At 33.8% G+C, this 18,906-nt stretch carries 16 protein-coding genes; 5 read left to right on the top strand and 11 right to left on the bottom strand.

Translation table 11 applies throughout. From position 1 onward, the window contains the following. Positions 1–243: 243 nt before the first annotated feature. The 6 genes from ACJJV4_RS05175 to ACJJV4_RS05150 all read right to left on the bottom strand — a co-directional run bounded on the left by ACJJV4_RS05175 (position 244) and on the right by ACJJV4_RS05150 (position 6,676). Complete coding sequence (locus tag ACJJV4_RS05175; protein WP_405292403.1) at positions 244–1,251, bottom strand: glycosyltransferase; 1,008 nt, start codon at positions 1,249–1,251, stop codon at positions 244–246. 30 nt (positions 1,252–1,281) lie between these two features. Further along, positions 1,282–2,502, bottom strand: a complete 1,221-nt coding sequence (locus ACJJV4_RS05170) for a polysaccharide biosynthesis C-terminal domain-containing protein (RefSeq protein ID WP_405292402.1) — start codon at positions 2,500–2,502, stop codon at positions 1,282–1,284. Positions 2,503–2,556: 54 nt separating this feature from the next. Next, positions 2,557–3,993, bottom strand: a complete 1,437-nt coding sequence (locus tag ACJJV4_RS05165; RefSeq protein ID WP_405292401.1) for a UDP-glucose 6-dehydrogenase — start codon at positions 3,991–3,993, stop codon at positions 2,557–2,559. A gap of 18 nt (positions 3,994–4,011) precedes the next feature. Beyond that, positions 4,012–4,962, bottom strand: coding sequence for a GDP-L-fucose synthase family protein (locus ACJJV4_RS05160; protein ID WP_405292400.1), 951 nt, complete (start codon positions 4,960–4,962; stop codon positions 4,012–4,014). A 1-nt stretch (position 4,963) separates the two neighbouring features. Further along, positions 4,964–6,082 carry a GDP-mannose 4,6-dehydratase gene (gene gmd, locus ACJJV4_RS05155; RefSeq protein ID WP_405292399.1) on the bottom strand — a complete coding sequence of 373 codons (1,119 nt, stop codon included), beginning with the start codon at positions 6,080–6,082 and terminating at the stop codon, positions 4,964–4,966. Positions 6,083–6,211: 129 nt separating this feature from the next. Beyond that, positions 6,212–6,676: a UpxY family transcription antiterminator gene (locus tag ACJJV4_RS05150; protein WP_405292398.1), complete on the bottom strand. Its 465-nt coding sequence runs from the start codon at positions 6,674–6,676 to the stop codon at positions 6,212–6,214. A gap of 861 nt (positions 6,677–7,537) precedes the next feature. On the opposite strand from ACJJV4_RS05150, the gene ACJJV4_RS05145 reads away from it, so the two are divergent. Beyond that, entirely contained in the window at positions 7,538–8,137 is a 600-nt protein-coding gene (locus ACJJV4_RS05145; protein ID WP_405292397.1) for a DUF3575 domain-containing protein, read from the top strand. A 6-nt stretch (positions 8,138–8,143) separates the two neighbouring features. On the opposite strand, the gene ACJJV4_RS05140 is transcribed toward ACJJV4_RS05145, so the two are convergent. The 5 genes from ACJJV4_RS05140 to pepE all read right to left on the bottom strand — a co-directional run bounded on the left by ACJJV4_RS05140 (position 8,144) and on the right by pepE (position 14,038). Continuing rightward, positions 8,144–9,340, bottom strand: a complete 1,197-nt coding sequence (locus tag ACJJV4_RS05140) for an ABC transporter permease (RefSeq protein WP_405292396.1) — start codon at positions 9,338–9,340, stop codon at positions 8,144–8,146. After that, positions 9,331–10,482 carry an ABC transporter permease gene (locus tag ACJJV4_RS05135; RefSeq protein WP_405292395.1) on the bottom strand — a complete coding sequence of 384 codons (1,152 nt, stop codon included), beginning with the start codon at positions 10,480–10,482 and terminating at the stop codon, positions 9,331–9,333. The genes ACJJV4_RS05140 and ACJJV4_RS05135 overlap by 10 nt, the downstream gene beginning before the upstream one ends. Before the next feature lie 46 nt (positions 10,483–10,528). Next, positions 10,529–11,503 (bottom strand): HlyD family secretion protein, encoded by a 975-nt coding sequence (locus ACJJV4_RS05130; protein ID WP_405292394.1) that lies wholly within the window; start codon positions 11,501–11,503, stop codon positions 10,529–10,531. An 8-nt stretch (positions 11,504–11,511) separates the two neighbouring features. Further along, complete coding sequence (locus ACJJV4_RS05125; protein WP_405292393.1) at positions 11,512–12,990, bottom strand: TolC family protein; 1,479 nt, start codon at positions 12,988–12,990, stop codon at positions 11,512–11,514. 340 nt (positions 12,991–13,330) lie between these two features. Next, the gene (gene pepE / locus ACJJV4_RS05120; protein ID WP_405292392.1) at positions 13,331–14,038 is read right to left on the bottom strand and encodes a dipeptidase PepE; all 708 of its coding nucleotides are present in this window, start codon (positions 14,036–14,038) and stop codon (positions 13,331–13,333) included. 112 nt (positions 14,039–14,150) lie between these two features. On the opposite strand from pepE, the gene ACJJV4_RS05115 reads away from it, so the two are divergent. The 4 genes from ACJJV4_RS05115 to ACJJV4_RS05100 all read left to right on the top strand — a co-directional run bounded on the left by ACJJV4_RS05115 (position 14,151) and on the right by ACJJV4_RS05100 (position 18,811). After that, positions 14,151–14,948 carry a hypothetical protein gene (locus ACJJV4_RS05115; protein WP_405292391.1) on the top strand — a complete coding sequence of 266 codons (798 nt, stop codon included), beginning with the start codon at positions 14,151–14,153 and terminating at the stop codon, positions 14,946–14,948. Between the two features lie 95 nt (positions 14,949–15,043). Further along, on the top strand, positions 15,044–15,832 hold the full coding sequence (locus tag ACJJV4_RS05110) for a hypothetical protein (protein WP_405292390.1): 789 nt from the start codon (positions 15,044–15,046) through the stop codon (positions 15,830–15,832). Between the two features lie 106 nt (positions 15,833–15,938). Next, the gene (locus ACJJV4_RS05105; RefSeq protein ID WP_405292389.1) at positions 15,939–16,442 is read left to right on the top strand and encodes a DUF6702 family protein; all 504 of its coding nucleotides are present in this window, start codon (positions 15,939–15,941) and stop codon (positions 16,440–16,442) included. Positions 16,443–16,552: 110 nt separating this feature from the next. Continuing rightward, positions 16,553–18,811: a M1 family metallopeptidase gene (locus ACJJV4_RS05100; RefSeq protein WP_405292388.1), complete on the top strand. Its 2,259-nt coding sequence runs from the start codon at positions 16,553–16,555 to the stop codon at positions 18,809–18,811. The last annotated feature ends 95 nt before the right edge of the window (positions 18,812–18,906 follow it).

The following is an 18,906-nucleotide window of genomic DNA, read 5'->3' as shown; positions in this document are numbered from 1 at the left end:
CAAGTAAGCAATATAAAGCATAACACACGAATATAAACCAAATTATAGATTTAGTATAGAGATATGTTTTATTAGTTAGTTTCAATTTTATTTTGTGATTTGTTTTAGATTGATGAATTATTTATACTATTAACCAACACCAAAAATAGCTTTGATTATACTTAAATTATTTTAGCATCATTTTCTTATTTTTTGATACTAATTAAGGGGCTACCTTTGGTATTTAAAATATTTTCATCTTCTCTATATTTGATTAAATTCGAGAACTAATTTTTTAGCTAAATCTTGATAGGAATAACCGCTTACCTTACATCTGTTAAGTGCGTTTTTTACTATTTCACTTCTTAGAGTGTCATTTTCTAAAAGATTTTGAATTTTTTGAAGTAGTTCTGGGTCGCTCTCAAAATACATGGCTTCTTTGTTTTCTTCAAATAAAGACAAATGCTCAACTGTTCTTTCCGCAAGCATACAGCCTCCGCATGCAGGGATTTCAATACTTCTACTCGTTTGTAAATCTCTATTGATTTTTCTCAAAAAACAAAGAGTTATTTTAGAGTTAGTAATAGCTTCGGCATATTCTTTGCCAAAAAGGCCGCCTTTATGAATTATTAGGTTTTTATGATGTTTAGCAAATTTAGAATCGTTAAAAGAGTTTGTGTAAATATTAACGACAATACCTTTTTTAGCTAAATAATTCATAGATTCAAACCTTTCTGTTTCTAGTGTGCCTATAAATACAACATCATGAGAATATTTGCTTTTTAAATTATGTACGGGAAAATGTATGTGTTGGGAGTAAGCTTTATTGTGAAAATAAATTTTTTTTGCTCCTAATTTTTTTAGTTCTTTTATATTATATGTTTTAGTTGTTGTTACCAAATCGTAATGTTTTAATCCTAAAGTGTAATAAATACTTCTATTATGCCAAGCATACATGTCATCTTGGGACCAACTTATAATCTTTAAATTTGGGTATTTATTTTTAAGTTTTTTAAGTGTTTTTGATTTTAGAGCGATACCTTTTACAATGAAGACAATGTTAAATTCCGATAAGTCGACATCAATTAATAATTGATTATAAGAGTATAAATCTGTTGGTAACTTTAGCTTAAACCTAATTTTGTCTAAAAATGAAAATTGTTTACCTTTTTCAATTGAGAGTAGTTTTATCTTACAATTAATGTTTTTTTTAAATGCTTTAAATAGTTCGTATGCGTTTCCTTCTGGTGGATGTACGAAAAGTATATTCATTTTTAGTTTATCTTAATTAGTACGGATTTTTTAAAGTCTATGGAATTTAATATTGATGTATATAAGGTGTAATAAAAAAGCACTTAATGTTGCTAAAAATGCTCCAGTTAAACCTAATAAAGGAATTAGAATAATATTAAGAATAATATTAAGAGATGCAGAAAGAATATTTCCGTAGAGTATCACTTTCGTTTTTCCTTCCGCATAAAATATAGATTCGTATATATAAGTTAAAGTAATTATAAAAAAAGCTAGTGCTATCCAAAAAATGAGATAAAACCCATTACTGTATAGATCTGACAATAGTAAACTACCAATTATATCTTTAAATATATATATAAAACTTAATAAAAGAAGACCAATTGCAATGTAGTATTTAACATATTTTATTATTATCGTTTTTTTTATCTGTATTTTTTTAACATCATAAATTAGTGGTCTTATTATAATCATGAATACTGGACTTAACATTAAAAAAAATTTAGATCCTAAACCATAATTGGCGTTATAAACACCGACATTGTCTGTTGACATATAATAATCAATGGCATATCTGTCAAAAAAATTATTAATCCACGACCAAAAGGCTAGTATCATTAATGGCCATGCAAACTTAAAATACTTTTTGTAGAAGGTCCCATAATTAATTACGAACCGTTTTCTGAATATTTTGTATGTTCTAAAAAAGAAAATAAAACTAAAAAGTAAACCAATTAATTGCATAAACCACAGTGATTCAGGCTGAGTTAAAAAAGTAAAACCAACAACAAAAAATATTATTATAAAGCAAAGGCTAGTTATGCTCTTTAAAACGCTCATTTTTAAAAAGGACTGTATTTGGTTGTTGATATTCAAAAAGTCAGAAATCGAACTATTAATGGCTGTTAATGGTATGAAAATCAAGAATATAAAGATTAAGCTGAGGTTAAGATAGCCTGAGAGAAAATAAATTGACAATAGTATAACTAAGGTTGCAATTAGAAGTATGGGAATGAAGGCAATTAAATATATTTTTGTGCCCAATCTAGGGAGTAATGTTTTGTTTGTTGATTTTAAATATTGTAAAAATGGAGTAATTAATAATGAAGAAGCAAAGGTAAATGTAGCGAACTGAATATTATATATTCCAAACTCTTCTGGTGCGACATACGTAGCTATGACTTTTCCTGAAATTATTCCAATAAAAGCATTAATAATTTGTGTAATTATTACGTGAATTTTATTTTTATTTTTTAATAAATTTTTAATCAAAATAATGCTTTATAAAACTAACTATACTATTCTTTGCTTCCCGATTTTATTAAATTACTTACCAATACTTTGCACTCTAAACCCAATAGATTCTAAAGCCGTTTTATCCAAAACATTTCGACCATCGAAAACGAAAGCCGGTTTGCTCATACTGCCGTAAATACGTTGCCAGTTGTAGGTTTTAAACTCATCCCATTCTGTAAGCACAGCAATAGCGTGAGCGCCTTCTAAAGCTTTGTATGCATCGGTTTCTGTCTTTACATAGTTTTTATTTTCAGCTTCCGATCTGGTATTTAAATAATTTAAATCGGCCTGCATTTGTACTGCGGTTACTTTAGGATCGTAAACGCTAATTTGTGCTTGCTCGTCAATTAATTTATCGGCGACGTAAATGGCAGCAGATTCGCGCGTATCGTTGGTGTCTTTTTTAAAGGCCCAACCTAAAAAGGCTATTTTTTTACCCGATACGGTATTGTAAAGTGTAGATACAATATTTTTTGCAAAGCGATCGCGTTGGTGGTTATTCAGGATAATAACCTGCTCCCAATAATCGGCTACTTCATTTAAACCTAAAGATTTAGAAATATATACGAGGTTTAAAATATCTTTTTGGAAACAAGAGCCTCCAAAGCCCACAGAGGCTTTTAAGAATTTAGGACCAATACGTGAGTCCATACCAATAGCTCTAGCCACTTCTTCTACATTAGCTTCTGTAGCTTCGCAAAGCTCGGAAATGGCGTTAATAGACGATACACGTTGTGCTAAAAAGGCATTGGCTACTAATTTAGAAAGCTCTGATGACCAGATGTTGGTGGTTAAAATTTGTGCTTTTGGTACCCAAGTGGCATAGACATCGACCAAAGATTGAATGGCTTGTAAACCTTCTGGGGTTTGATCGCCACCTATTAACACACGATCAGGAGACGCTAAATCCGTCATGGCGGTTCCTTCGGCTAAAAACTCAGGATTTGATAATATTTGAAATTTAACACCGTTGCCCGTATGGTCTAAAATAGATTTTATGGCCTGTGCTGTTTTTACGGGTAAAGTCGATTTTTCGACTACAATTTTATCGGTAGTTGCAATTTGTGCAATTTGTCTGGCACACAATTCGATATATTTTAAATCGGCTGCCATGCCTTTGCCAGAACCGTAGGTTTTAGTAGGTGTGTTTACCGAAATAAAAATCATGTCGGCTTCACGAATAGCATCATCAACATTGGTAGAGAAAAACAAGTTGCGTCCTCTAGCTTCTGCAACCACTTGGTCTAAACCAGGTTCAAAAATAGGTAGTTTAGATAAATCGCTATCGTTCCAATCGGCAATACGCTGTTGGTTTAAATCGACTACGGTTACCTTAATGTCCGGATTTTTTTGAGCCATTACGGCCATCGTTGGTCCGCCTACATAACCCGCACCAATACAACATATTGATGTGATTTTTTTAGGTTTTAAAATAGTGGCAGATGTGTTTTCTAGTGTCGCGAGCATGATGTATGTGTTGTTGATTTAAAATTTTACTTGTTTATAAGAAGCTTCATTAGATAGAAACCAATTATAGGTGTTTTCTATACCTTGATCTAAAGGTGTTGTGGCTTGCCAACCTAAGGTTTTCATTTTAGAAACATCCATAAGTTTTCTTGGTGTACCATCGGGTTTAGTATCGTCCCAAACAATAGCACCTTCATGGCCTACAATACGTTGTACGGTTTCGGCTAAATTTTTAATAGTCACGTCGGTACCTGTACCTACGTTGTATAAATGCTCAGGCAGTTTGTTTTCTAAAGCAAAAACTACGGCTTGTGCCATATCTTCCACATGAAGAAACTCACGCATTGGCGATCCGCTGCCCCAAAGGGTTACGGTAGCGTTATTGTTAAGTTTGGCTTCGTGGAATTTACGAATCATGGCTGGTAATACATGCGATGATTTTAAATCGAAATTATCATGCGGACCATATAAATTAGTAGGCATTAAGCTTACAAAATCTTTTTGATATTGGTCGCGAATGGCTTTGCATAAACGTACCCCAGAAATTTTAGCAATGGCATAACCATCGTTTGTAGGTTCTAGTGGGCCTGTTAGTAAATATTCTTCCTTTAAAGGTTGTGTAGCCAGTTTAGGATAGATACAAGAACTACCTAAAAAGATGAATTTTGAAATGTTTTGTTTGTGAGCGGCATCAATCAGGTTATTCTGAATTTGCATGTTCTCTAACAAAAACTCAAACTGGTATTCGCTATTTGCTAAAATACCACCCACTTTTGCAGCTGCGTCTATTATAACGTCTGGCTTAGTGGTTTCTATAAAGGTGTTTACGGCGCTTTGGTTACGTAAATCGAGTTCTGCGCTAGTTTGGCCCACAAGGTTATTGTAACCTGAAGCTTCTAAAGCGCGCCAAATAGCAGAGCCGACCATACCTCTATGACCGGCTATATATATTTTACATTGTTTGTCCATACTATTCAAAATAATTTAAGGTTTGGTAGTTGCCTTCTTTTAAATAGCAATCTTTTTGCATTAGGTGTAAATCACTTTGCATCATATCTTTTACTAAGTCTGCAAGTTCGTATTGACATTCCCATCCTAATTTTGTGTTTGCTTTAGTAGCATCTCCTATTAATAGTTCTACTTCTGTTGGTCTGAAATATTTAGGGTCTACAGCTAAGACTTCTTTACCTATTTCTAATTGATATTTTTCATTAGAACACGATTTTACGAATGCTTTTTCGTTAACACCTTCACCTTTAAATTCTAAAGTAATACCTACTTCTGCAAAACTTAAGGTTACAAAGTCTCTAACGGTTGTTGTTTTTCCGGTAGCGATTACCCAATCTTCAGCTTCTTCAGCTTGAAGAATCATCCACATCATGCGTACATAATCTTTAGCATGGCCCCAATCACGTTTAGCATCTAAATTTCCTAAATAGAATTTATCTTGTAAGCCTAAAGCAATTCTTGATGTTGCTCTAGTAATTTTGCGGGTTACGAACGTTTCCCCTCTAATAGGTGACTCGTGATTAAATAAAATACCGTTACAAGCATAGATACCGTAAGCTTCTCTATAGTTTACAGTAATCCAGTACGCGTACATCTTTGCTACGGCATAAGGCGAACGCGGGTAAAATGGTGTCGTTTCCGATTGTGGTACTTCTTGAACTTTACCATATAACTCTGATGTTGACGCTTGGTAAATTCTAGTTTTCTTTTCTAAACCTAACAACCTTACAGCATCTAAAATTCTAAGCGTTCCAATACCATCGGCATTAGCAGTGTATTCCGGGATTTCGAAAGATACATGTACGTGACTCATAGCGGCCAAGTTGTAAATCTCGTCTGGTTGAATTTCTTTTATTAAGCGGATTAGGTTGGTACTATCCGTCATATCACCATAATGTAATATGAAATTACGCTTTTCTACATGAGGATCTTGGTATAAGTGATCGATTCTATCGGTGTTGAATAATGACGATCGACGCTTTAAGCCATGTACGGTATAGCCTTTTTTTAACAAAAATTCACTTAAATATGCTCCATCTTGACCCGTTACTCCTGTTATAAACGCTACTTTGTTTGCCATGATTTATGGTTTTTTTACTTTTTTATTATAAGTTTAAATATACTCTTTTAATCACCGCTTTACACGGCTCCGCCGCCTGAGTCCCATTTTGAGTTCAGTGCTATGCAAAAAAAAATACTTTAAACAGGCTTAATTTCTGTCTAAAGTAATTTTCATATCTAAATCCAATAGTAATAATTGAATTCTATTTTTTCCTATTTCTTTTACCAGTCCCTTTTCTCCTTTAAAAGGTCCTGTTTTAATATCTATTCTATCGCCTGGCTTAATACCTTCTACAACAGGTTGTATGTTGGTAGATGCTGTTAGCCAATTTTGCATGGTTTTAATTTCGTTATCTCTGACTACGGCATGTTTGCCGAGCCAAAAAAGATAACGTACTACATGAGGGACTTGAAAAACCATATCAAGCTCCTGATCAATGGGTTGCACAAAAACGTAAGATTTAAGTATGGGAACTTGTACCTTCTTTTTTCTGTCCGACCATTGATGAATTTCTGTAACCACAGGGCAGTAAGCTTTAATTCCCATTTTTAACAATGCGGATTCCACTTTTTTCTCTGTTCTAGGCTTTACGTATACCACTTTCCAATCCATTTTGTGCATATTTTATAATGACCAACTAATTTTGGCTAAAAGGAAAGGATTTGTGGAGTAAGGCTCCCTATGTTTAATAGTTTTTTGATGTATTAAGAAATTATGATATAACTTAATAAGGTTAAAAACATGTAAGACACAGTTAAGGATAAAAACACTAACGAAACTAATTTACTTTTTTTCATAATAAATTGTATTTAATTAATAAATATTCCCCAGAGGGATGGTTAAAATATTTTATATAGATTTAGTAAAACCAGGATTAAAAGTTTTAATAATCTATCATTAAATGTAATTTATGCTAAATAGGGAGTAAGAAACCCACAAATGAAAAGTAGATGTCAAAAACACAGATTAGCAATTAAAAATTTCAATTGTTTTATGGCTTAAATTGTATTTCTAAATAGGGGTCTAGAAAACGCTTTTTTTAAACCATTCAACAAATACGTAGCTATTAATCAGTACTGTTTGAACACTGTAAAATTAGAAATTGTTTTGATAAAATAACTATGGGTTGAGAGTATTTCGCCCAAAACGGCATTAAACTCGGTTAAAAACATTTGACTTGATTTTGATGCTAAAAAACGTGCGTTTCGTCGATGATTTTCTTTATAAACTGTATTTTCTTACATATGGTAAAATCTTCGTAAACCCTTATAAACACTGATTAAAACGGTAATATTTTTGCTTAATTATTGCGAAATTGTAAGAATACGAAGCGAATATTGATAATGTCATAATTTTATGTAAAATGACTGTTTTATTGTGGGAATTAACCTTTAGTTTACATTAAAATTGTAATGTGCATAAAATTTGACTATTATGTTTTTTAAATTACTAAACCCTTCAAAATAAATAAATATGAATTACAAGAATTGTGTTTTTTTACTCATCATGATTTTGGTGTCTGTTAAAATTAATGCCCAAAATGATACCGAAATAGTTGTAGAATCTCAAAGTAAAAAAGCAACCTATATAAAAGGTAATGCTTTAAGTATTTTGGCAGCTATGCCACAGATTGGACTTGAAACAGGTTTGGGTAAGCACGCCACGTTTCAAATTGATGCTATTGCTTCTTTTTGGGAATCTCTAGATGGATCGCCTTTAAAGTTTTTAATTGTTACGCCAGAATATCGCTATTATATTAAGGAGAGCTTTAAGGGGTTTTATGTTGGTGCCCATTTGTCTGGAACCACTTTTAAACTTTCGAAGTTTTTTAGAGGAACTAATGGTTACGAACAAGGTTTTGGTTATACTGCCGGAATGACCATAGGTGTGCAAAAAAGATTGAGTGATAGACTTAATATCGATGTGTTTCTTGGTGGTGGTACGCATCAGGCTTTTTATAAAGGTTACAATAAAGCTTCTGGTAATCGAGTAGATGGTGCTGTAAAATATAATAAGAGTGGCGAGTGGTTGCCTTACAGAGGTGGTGTTATGCTTGCTTACAAGTTAAACTAGTTTCGGTTAGCTGTCTTTAAAATTTATAACTGTTATGGTTTTGTTTACGGTTTTCCTTTGTAAATGGCGAAATCTTAAAAATGCCAATGCGTAACCTATAAATAATAATAGGAGAAGGTGCACGATATCCTTATTATATAGATTACTGTCGACATCCATTATAGCTAGTTTTTTTATGACAACAAAAAATGGTCTTAGCGGCAGGAGATTCGCTATATATTGTATAAACATGGGCATTTGGCTTATGGACCAAGTGACACCTGTAATTAAGAATATAGGGTAGGAGGTAAAGGCAATAACTTCCATAGCGCCTATTTCTGTTTTAAAAAACGAGGCAACAAACCAACCATACAATATTGTGGTGATTAAAAATATTGAAGATGCTACTAAAAGCATAAACAGATTTCCGTGAATTTGTAAATGGAATAAAGGAAACACTACTAACAGAACTAATAGGGTATAAGCAAAAAATAAAACGAAGTAGATAGCGGTTTTACCGATAATGTAATTTAAAAAGTTGTTTTTACTTGCTGTAAAGTGTGTTAGTGTAAGTCCTTTTTCTCTATCGGAAGCAACGCTTTCTGCAAGGCCAATAAGTAAGGTTTGATTTAGTATGAGAAATAGAACAAAAGGCAGTAAAAAATTGCCGTAGTTATTGGTTGGGTTATAAACAGCGTGCACTTCTATGGATACAGGGTCTGCATAGGTTTTTGCTAAGGTTGGGCTTACTCCTTTAGATTGAAAAAAAGTACTTCGGGAATCTAAAGCGTATTCTAAGGCCACTAAGTTTACGGCTTTATTAATATCATTGGAAGGTAAAAAACGCGTATTGTTTAAAATTAAACCAATGGGCGAGGCTTCTTTCATTTTTAGTTTTTTTTCAAAACCATGAGGAATATTTACATAGCCTTGAATATCAAAATTTGAAAGGCCGTCTTTGGCTTCTAAAAGATTGTTATAGGTTTGAGTGATTTCTACTTTTTGAGTGGCGTTTAGCTTATTCAAAAATGATCGGCTGCTTGTGGTATGATCTAGGTCTACGGCGCCAATACTTACTTTTTCTTCATCTTTTTTTATGTAAGTTGTGCCTATTAAAAATAGATATAAAAAGGGAGCCGCAAATAGTACTAAAAAAATACTCTTGTCATTAAATATAAGGAGGGCTTCTTTTTTTATAAGGCGCCAAATTAGTTTTAGTTCCATAGCGCAGCTTCTTTTTTAGCAGGAAAAATGAGTGTCCTGTTAATGGTTAATCCTATTAAGATGAATAAAAAGGCTACGAGCATAAAAACAAGGAGTTTCCATACTTCTGGCCAAATAAAATGAATAGGTGTGTTTAATTGATAAATTTTGAGAAAACCGGTTAAAAAATGAGTAAACGGAATCATTTGAGCGTAGGTTGAGTTTAGCCATGGCATCGCCCAAATAGGAAAGGTAAAGCCACTGAAAACGAAAGCTGGAGAATTATAAAATATGGCTAGGTCTAAGGCTATTAGTTCCTTTTTAAAAATTAATGATAGTCCGAACCCTAAAAAAATATTGACGGTAATTAATAGAATAATCAATGCTGAAAGACTTAATATATTGCCATAAATAGGAATCCCTAAAAGAGGAAACAACATGGCTAAAACACCAGCGGATAAGCCTAAACTATAAATTAAAAGCGCAGCATATTTACCGAATAACATGGCAAGTACGCTACCATTTGCCGTGCTGTATAGTTCTTGGTAGGTATTTGCTTTCCATTCCGTATTAAAAGCTCTAGATGCGGCTATAAAAACAATCATTTGTAGTAGTACAATGGATAAGCCCGGAATGAAGTAGTAACTGTAATTGTATTGCGGGTTGCCTATCACTTTGGTGTTGACTTGTATTGGGAGTACAGTTCCCGAAATTTTACTGGGGTTTATACCTAAAGGAGCCATGCGTTTTACGACCACAGAACCACTAACCAATTGCGTAATTTGTATCGCTGATCTGTAAATAAGATTTCCTAAAACAATATTGGTGGAGTTGGTGTATACTTTAATTTGTACTTGGGTTTTTTTTAAAACATTTTTATGGAAATCTTTTGGGATGTAAAAAATGCCATCTACGTTGTTGGCTACAAATACGTTTTCAATAGCGTCGTCTGCAGTGATGTAGTGTGTAATTTTAAATGTAGGCGAGGCTTCTAAAAAGCGTATGTACGTGCGGCTCAATGTACTGTTGTCCTGGTCGTATACCGCGATAGGTACTTCTCTTAGTGCGCCTTTGGAATATATACTGCCTAGTATAAAAAACACCACAATAGGCACCGAGATAAATAAGTTGCGTGTAGATTTCTGCTTAGCTAATCGCAGCATTTCTCTCTTAAAAACTTTATATACACTCCAAGTGTTAAGCATCGTGCTATTTGTAAATTTGAATAGACATACCTGGTTTAAGCTCGGTAATTCGGTTTTGAGGTGTTAAGTGAATTTCAAAGGTTTTTAACTCGTATTCTCCTTTGGCTTTTACCGGTACCCAAGTTGCAAAATCGGCCATTGGCGCCATGTAGCTTACTTTAAAATCTACAGATTCATTATTTAACCCGGGTACTACAGCGGTATATATTTGGTCAATTTTAAAATCTGCCAAATGATCTTCTCTTACATTTAATATAGCATAGATGTTTTCAGGTATTTGTATGGTTACTATGGGGTAACCGGCAGCCATAACTTCGCCTTCTTCAGCAATTTGGTTGCTTATAATTCCTGACTTTGGAGCTGTAATTTGAAGCTCGTCATAAAAGGCTTCAACCTCGTTGTAAGCACTTTGAGCGCTTTCGTAACTTCCGTAGGCTGCGCTTACATCTTCTTTTCTGGCACCTGTTTTAGCCATGCTCCATACCGATTTGGCGGCGTTCATTTGTTCTTTTGCGGCATCGTATTTAAATTGAATTTCGTCCATTTCTTGCTTAGAAATAATACTGTCAGCATAAAGGGCTTGAAATCTTTTGTATGTTTTTTCGGCAAATTCAAATTGACTTTTTGCCATTTGATATTGATTTTCTAGCGCATTAATTTCTTCTTTACGTGCGCCAAATTCTGCTTTGTTATATAGGGAACGCGCGGCGTTAACCATACCTTGAGCTTGGCCTTTTTTGGCATTTAAAATGTCGGGTTCTAATGTGGCTAGTATTTGTCCTTTTTGTACGGTACTGCCTTTTGCCACTAAAACGGTGTGTACTCTCCCAGATATTTCTGATGCTACATTAATTTCTGTAGTTTCGAGCATGCCAGAATATACTATAGGTTTTTTACTGTTTGCTTTAACAATAAAGAAGACTATCGCAAAGGCAATAATGAGTATCGGGATTATTAATGTGATATATGCTTTTTTCATGATGAGGCTTATTTGTTGATAAACGGTATTATATTTTCGGGTTCTCCAATAGATGTATAGAGATTGGTAACGGCTTGATAATAGGCGTTAAGAGCTACTAATTGTTCTATTTTAGATTTTTGGTATAATAGTGAGGCATCGATTACATCTATAGATTTACCAAGGCCTTCTTCAAAACGCCTGGTGTTAATTCTTAAATTTTCTTTGGCTAATGCCACTGTGCTAGAGAGGCTCAGGTAATTTTTTTCCTCGTTTTTTGCTGTGGTGTAGTTAGATTGTACTAATAAATGAATTTGTTTTAAGGCATATGCTTTCGCGTTTTCGACTTCTTTTTTTAAATGCTTTTTAGCTTTTAATTGGTGTATATCTTTAAAGCCATTAAAAATATTGATTTCGGCTTGTACGCCCACAATAAATTTTGGTGGTACCACAGGAAGTTCGTCTCTTAGCATATTATAGCTACCGAAGGCTGCTATATTGGGCATGAATTTCGATTTTTCGATGGCTAAGGCTTGTTTTGCAATTTCTTCTTTTTGGTTAATAAGGCCCAAAACAGGTTGCTTGATATAGGCTGTGTTTAATAAGTTATCGAAATTTAGGTCGATAGCTTTATAGGTGATACTGTCTGAAATTTTAAAAGGTACATCATCTTCAATATTCATTGTAGATCGCAACGCCATTAGGGCTAAGGTTTCTTTGTTTAAGTCGTTATTTAAATCTTTTTGGGCATTTGCAACGGCGACTTGAGCTCTTAGCAGTACATGTTTAGGTAGAATTTCTAAATTTATGGCGCGCTCTGTTTGCTCTTTGTGTTTAAGCATTCCGTTATAAATGTCTTCGCGGGTTTTTACAATTTGCTTAATGAGGATGAGGTTTAAATACCGCTCAATAAGTTCGTTTGCAATCTGGTCTTTTACTTCTGTGAGTTCTATGTTTGCGGATTCTAATTCGGCTTTAGCGTACTTTTTAGCTGCAATTATTTTTCCTCCGGTAAATATGGGTTGTGTGGCAACTAATGCGGCTGTTGGAAATTGTTGGTTATTTATTTCCATATTTGGATATGCGGGAAACTGACCTAAAACACTAACAAGTGTGGTGTATGCGCTTTCTGCACTAACACCCGAAAGGCCTATTTGCTCTCCATAAGCGGTTACAAATGCAGCGCCATATTTTCCTCCTAAATCGTCTAATGAGCTTGAAATTTGAGAGGTGTTTACTTCTATATTTTCGCTGAGGTATGTGTATCCGCCTATTAAACTTAATTTTGGTAAAAAGTTGCCTTTTGCTGCTTTATTTTCGTAGCTTTTTTGTGCAACGCGCTCGTTGTATTGCTTAATTTTATCATTATTTGCGTAGCTGAGTTCTAAGGCGTCTTGAATACTTATTTGGCGTTCTTGTGCGTATGTATGTGAAGTAATTAGAAGAGCGAGAAGAACAGTAATTTTTTTAAACAGCCTTATCTGTTTTGATTTAGCTTGATATTTCATCTGATTATAATGTTTAACCTGATTAACACACAAAGGTCAAAATCTTTTAGATAAATAAACATGACTTAAATCATTTTAAGAGAAGCGATTTTAAGTTTTTATGAAAGCGGATGGTTGAATTTTTGAGGCGAAAAACGATAGTTGGCGGTTACTCGCGGGAGCGATAGCAGTGGCATCCTTTTTGCGACTTACAAAAAGCATTGAAAGGGCGAGAGGTTTTGTTTTGTATTAAATATTGCGAAAAAGCCTACGCCTTGCGTCGCAAAAAGATATAACGGATAGCGCGGTTTTTATTTTTCTTAAAAACCCGCCCAAAAAAGAGTGTTAAGCTTTATTGTTCTTATTTTAAATGGTTTAGTTGGGTGTCTGGAATAACTTCATAGGGTGGTTTGTTGTACTCGAAAATTCGTGCAGGGAGCTCACCTTTTAATAGTATCGATTTTCCTGAAACTGCTAACCAACTACCTTCTCGTAAGCCAACTACGGGATTGGTGTTAAAGTTGTGGAATTCTTTTATTCGGGTTTCTCGAGTTTCGCCCATGTGTTTGCTATCGGGCAACGGATCTAAATAATGTGGATTAATATTGAAGGGAACTAAGGCTAAGGCATTGAAACTTGGTGGGTAGACAATAGGCATATCGTTTGTGTTTTTTATGGTAAGACCACAAATATTGCTGCCTGCGCTAGTGCCTAAATATGGAGTGCCGGTTTTAACAGCTTTTTGTATGGCATCGATGAGGTTGTTTTTGTACAACTGGCTAGTAAGCACAAAGGTATTGCCACCGCCTACAAAAATAGCTTCGGCTTGTTCTATAGCTTCTATAGGATTACTTTTTTTATGAATACCAATAACGCTTTTGTCTATTTTAGCGAGTGCTTTTTGCACGGTTTCTGTATATGCATCATGACTTATGCCGCCGGGTCTTGCGTAGGGAATAAATAGGATTGTATCGGCGTTTTTAAAAAATACGCTTAAATAGTCTAGTAAATATTCTAAATATCCCGACCCGTGTAGGGTAGAAGTGCTGGCGATAGTAATTTGTTGCATGATGGTTTTTGTTTAAAGGGTAAAACTAAATAAATTTATTTTTTTAACGTATTTTTTTTCTGTTTTACTTGAAGAATCCTTGATTAAAACGTATTTTTAATAAAAAAGAAATATGAGATTAAAAATACTTTTTCTAGTTTGTTTAATGAATGGGTTCGCTTTTTCGCAAGATTTTCAGCGTTTAAATGTTGATGGTAAAATTATTGTAGAAAGTAGTGATCTTGGTGGTATTACCGTTTTTAATGCTTCCGCCAATGCGGGAACTATTACCGACGACCGTGGTGAATTTAAACTTGCTGTGAGACTTAATGATATTATTGAAGTTAGCGCATTGCAGTTTCAGAATATTAAATTCACGGTTAATGAGGCTATTATGGGTTCTATGAGTATGAAGGTGTTTTTAATCATGGAAATTAATAAGCTAGATGAAATTATTTTGCTACCTCAAAAACTATCGGGTGTTTTAGCGGAAGATATGGAGGTCGCTAAACCTTTTTCGCCTAAGTTGGATGCTTTGTACTATGGTATAAAACATAAGGACGAATTTGAGTTTACTAGAGATTACAGTAGCCGAACGGTTAATGATGCTATTAGCAGAGAACATATGCCTATGGTAAATGGTTTGAATGTAATAAATGTGGTAGACCAATTACTGTTGCCATTATTTAGGTCTAAGATTAAAAATAAAGCGGAAATGGGTATTCCTGAAGTGCCTATAGAATCGGTTAAGTATTACTTTGGATCGGAGTTTTTAGTTGATAACTTTAATATCCCGGAGCATCGTGTTGAAGAATTTATACACTATGTAGAGCGCAATAATTTCGATTTTAGTTTACTTAATGAAGGTAAAGAAATGGAGTTTCTAGAGCTGCTAAACACTAGAAGTATCGCTTTTTTAAAGTCTAAATAGAAATACGGATTGTATTAGCTTTAACAAAATATTACATGCGTTTTGTAATTTCTTTAAGAAATTAACATCGTTATTCGTAGTTCTAAAATTAAAGCGTGAAACAAAAACTACTTTTTCTATTCTTTTTAATGTCTCTTAATTTTTACGGACAAACCATTGAAATCCTCGGGAAGGTTGCGGGTATTAGCGACGTTGAAAATATACATGTTATTAACAACACAGGGCAGGCTTATACCATTACTGATGCTAATGGTGAGTTTAGACTCCCTGTAAGACTGAATGATACCATTGTATTTACTTCTATTCGTTATAAATTGCAAGAAATTGTAATTACAAGCAAAACTTTAATAAACAAAGCTGTTTTAGTGCAATTAAATGAGCATGTTAATCAGCTCGATACGGTTATTGTTGGTAAAATATTAACGGGCGATTTACTATCGGATGTTAAAAATGTAAAAGGCGATAGACCGCTTAATTTCTACGATGTTGGAATACCTGGATATACGGGTAAGATTGCTACCGTTAATGAAAGGATGCTAAGTGAAGCCTCTAGTTTTAGTCCGAGTTTAGGAAGTTCTGGTTATGGTCTTGGAGCTTCTGTTGGCTTTACGCCTATACTGAATGCTATTTCTGGACGCACTAAAAAGCTTAAACAACGCGTGAAAATTGAACAGAAAGATAATCTTATGCACAGTATAATTGGGCGTCTTGGAAAAGATTTTTTCGCGTCTAACCCTTTGGATGAAGCCAAGCGAATGGATTTTTTCTATTTTTGTTCCGATGATGTTCACTTTTTAAAATACTGTAAAAATCAAAACGATTTTAAAGTGCTTGTGTTTTTAAGAATGAAGTATAAGCAGTATTTAGAAAATATAGAGCCGTAGTTTTCTGTTTTAAAAACATATTAATTATCAGGTTTTTAAGTGCAACTTATATTTCGGAATGCTTTTTGAACTTCTAAAATAATTACTTTAGCAAAAAAATAGATTAATGAATCGTTTTAAAATAGTTTTACTCCTCTCAGTATTTAGTTTTTTTTCATTTACAAGCCTTCACAAATATTATATTAGTGTTACGCAAGTTGAATTTGTGAAAGACAAAAAATCGGTTCAAATTATTTCTAGAGTATTTATTGACGATTTAGAGAATGCTTTGCGTTACGATTATGACAAAACCATCACTTTAGATGAAGCAAATGAAGCCGAATCTGTAAATGGCTACTTAGAAAAATACATTAACACCAACTTAAAGGTTTCTATAAATAAAAGGCCTGTTCCATTCCAATTTGTAGGTAAGGAGTATGATGGTGATATTGTGCGTTTTTACTTAGAAGTTATTGATATTCAAAGCATTGATTCTTTTGAGGTGTCTAATAAATTACTTTTCGATGTTTGTCCCGATCAGCAGAATATTGTTAAAACTAAGATAAACTCTAAGCAGAAAAGTTTTATACTTACCAATAAAAATAGTTCTGCGTTGTTAAATTTTAATTAAATTAGTGTTAATTAGCTTTGAGATTTATTATTTTCGAGCGTTTTTAGTTTTAATAAGTTAATACTATAGAACTAAAAGCTGAAAATTTGTTAAATCTATTTATAGCTAAAATGAGAATCCTAAAGTATTGTTTCCTATCAGTAATTTTTATTTCCACGAGTCTTTTTGCCCAAGAATCTACATCGGCTAAACAGCAAGGTCATACCGATCAAAACAAGTTTAGACAAATGAAGGATTTGTTGGCTACTCCCAACGAGACTAGAACCGCCTCTGGTGCGCCAGGGTATAAGTACACACAACAGCAAGTTGATTATGTTATGGATATTCGTTTAGACGAAAATACCAGCCAAATTTTTGGTAATGAAAAAATAACATATCACAACAACTCTAAAGATTATTTACAATATCTGTGGATTCAGCTCGATCAAAACATGAGAGCTAAAGATTCTAAAACACCAGATGTAAAGGCTGAAAGTTTTAGAACAGCTTATAATAGTGCAGAGCGATTTACAAAAAATAATCTTCAAGATAAGTTTGATGGAGGATTTAACATAGAACATGTGAAAAACGATAACGGATCGGATTTATCATATACAATTAATCAAACCATGATGCGTATTAATTTGGCTAAACCTTTAGCGCCAGGCGATACGTTTAAATTTGAAATAAAATGGTGGTATAATGTTAATAATCACGTTACTCAGGGCGGACGTTCTGGTTACGAAGCTTTTCCTGATGGAAATAACACCTATGTTATTGCACAGTTTTTTCCAAGATTGTGTGTTTATAATAACGTTGAAGGATGGCAAAATATGCAATTCTGGGGCAGAAGTGAATTTGCTTTAGAATTTGGAAACTACGATGTAAAATTAACCGTTCCTGCAGACCATAAAATGGAGGCTACTGGTGATTTGCAAAATCCTAAAGATGTTTTAACTAAAGAGCAGTTAAAGCGTTTTGAGTTGGCTAAAAAATCTTTCAAAGATCCTGTGTTTATTGTAACACAAGAAGAAGCTGAAGCTGCAGAGAAACAACGTAGTACAAAGTTAAAAACATGGCACTTTAAAGCCGATAAGGTTAGGGATTTTGCTTTTGCAACGTCTAGAAAATTTTTGTGGGATGCTATGGCTGTAGATATTAATGGTCGTTCTGTAATGGCCATTTCATTATATTCTAAAGAAGGAAACCCCTTATGGGAAGAACATTCAACACGTGTTGTTGCAAACACTTTAGAAGAGTATTCTAAGTTAACTTTCGATTATCCTTATAATAAAGCCGTTTCTGTACATGCAGAGATGGGGATGGAATATCCTATGATTTGTTTTAATTACGGGCGTCCTAATCCTGATGGAACTTATTCCGAACGATTAAAGCGAGGCATGATAGGTGTTATTACACACGAAGTTGGGCATAACTTTTTCCCAATGATTGTAAATAGTGATGAGCGCCAATGGACTTGGATGGATGAAGGTTTAAACTCTTTTGTAGAAACATTAGCAGAGTTAGATTACGATCCAAATTACATTACAGGAAACTTACCAAAAGATATTGTGCCTTACATGGGTGGCGATCAAAGTAATATTTCTCCAATTATGTCTCAAGGTGATTACGTGCACCAATTTGGTCCAAATGCTTATACTAAGCCTGCTGCTGCATTATATATGTTAAGACAAACTATAATGGGGCCAGAATTATTCGATTATGCATTTAGAACTTATTCGCAACGTTGGATGTTTAAACACCCTACACCAGCAGATTTCTTTAGATCTATGGAAGATGCTTCTGCAATGGATTTAGATTGGTTTTGGAGAGGATGGTTTTATACTACCGATTTTACTGATATAGGTGTTAAAGGTGTGAAGCAGTTTTACTTAACGGATAAGCCAACTGAAAACGCAAGAGAAAGCGCAAAGCGTTATAATATGAATCTTGATGATTACCAAGGACGATTTATTTATTATGCTGAGGCTGAAAACGGAGTAATACCTCAAGACGCGAAAAGTGCAACGGATTTTCCTGAACTTAATGCGTATTTAGCGACATTATCTGTTGAAGAAAAAGCGAAGTTGAAAGAGGCTCCAAAGCATTTTTACGAAGTAACTTTTGAAAAGCCAGGCGGACTCGTAATGCCAATTATTTTAGAAATTACTTATGAAGATGGTACTGTAGAAAGAAAAAAATATCCAGCTGAAATATGGAGATATAATGAGTTTGAAGTAAAAAAGGTATTTAAAACTAATAAAGCTATAACAGGTTTTGTTATAGATCCAGATTTAGAAACTGCCGATGTTGATACATCTAACAATGCTTGGCCAAAAGACACTAACGCTAGTGCATTTAATAAATTTAAAGAAAAAGTAAAGGGCTGATTGATAGCGATTGAATTCTTTACTATAGCCGACTTGAAAAAGTCGGCTTTTTTTTACTATAAATTGTAATTAGAGTTAAACAAATTAAAAAATCT

Source organism: Algibacter sp. Ld11 (assembly GCF_045066735.1).
In the GTDB taxonomy this organism is placed as follows: domain Bacteria; phylum Bacteroidota; class Bacteroidia; order Flavobacteriales; family Flavobacteriaceae; genus Algibacter.
Note: the sequence above shows the minus strand (reverse complement) of the source record. Positions and strands in the feature narration are given on the sequence as shown.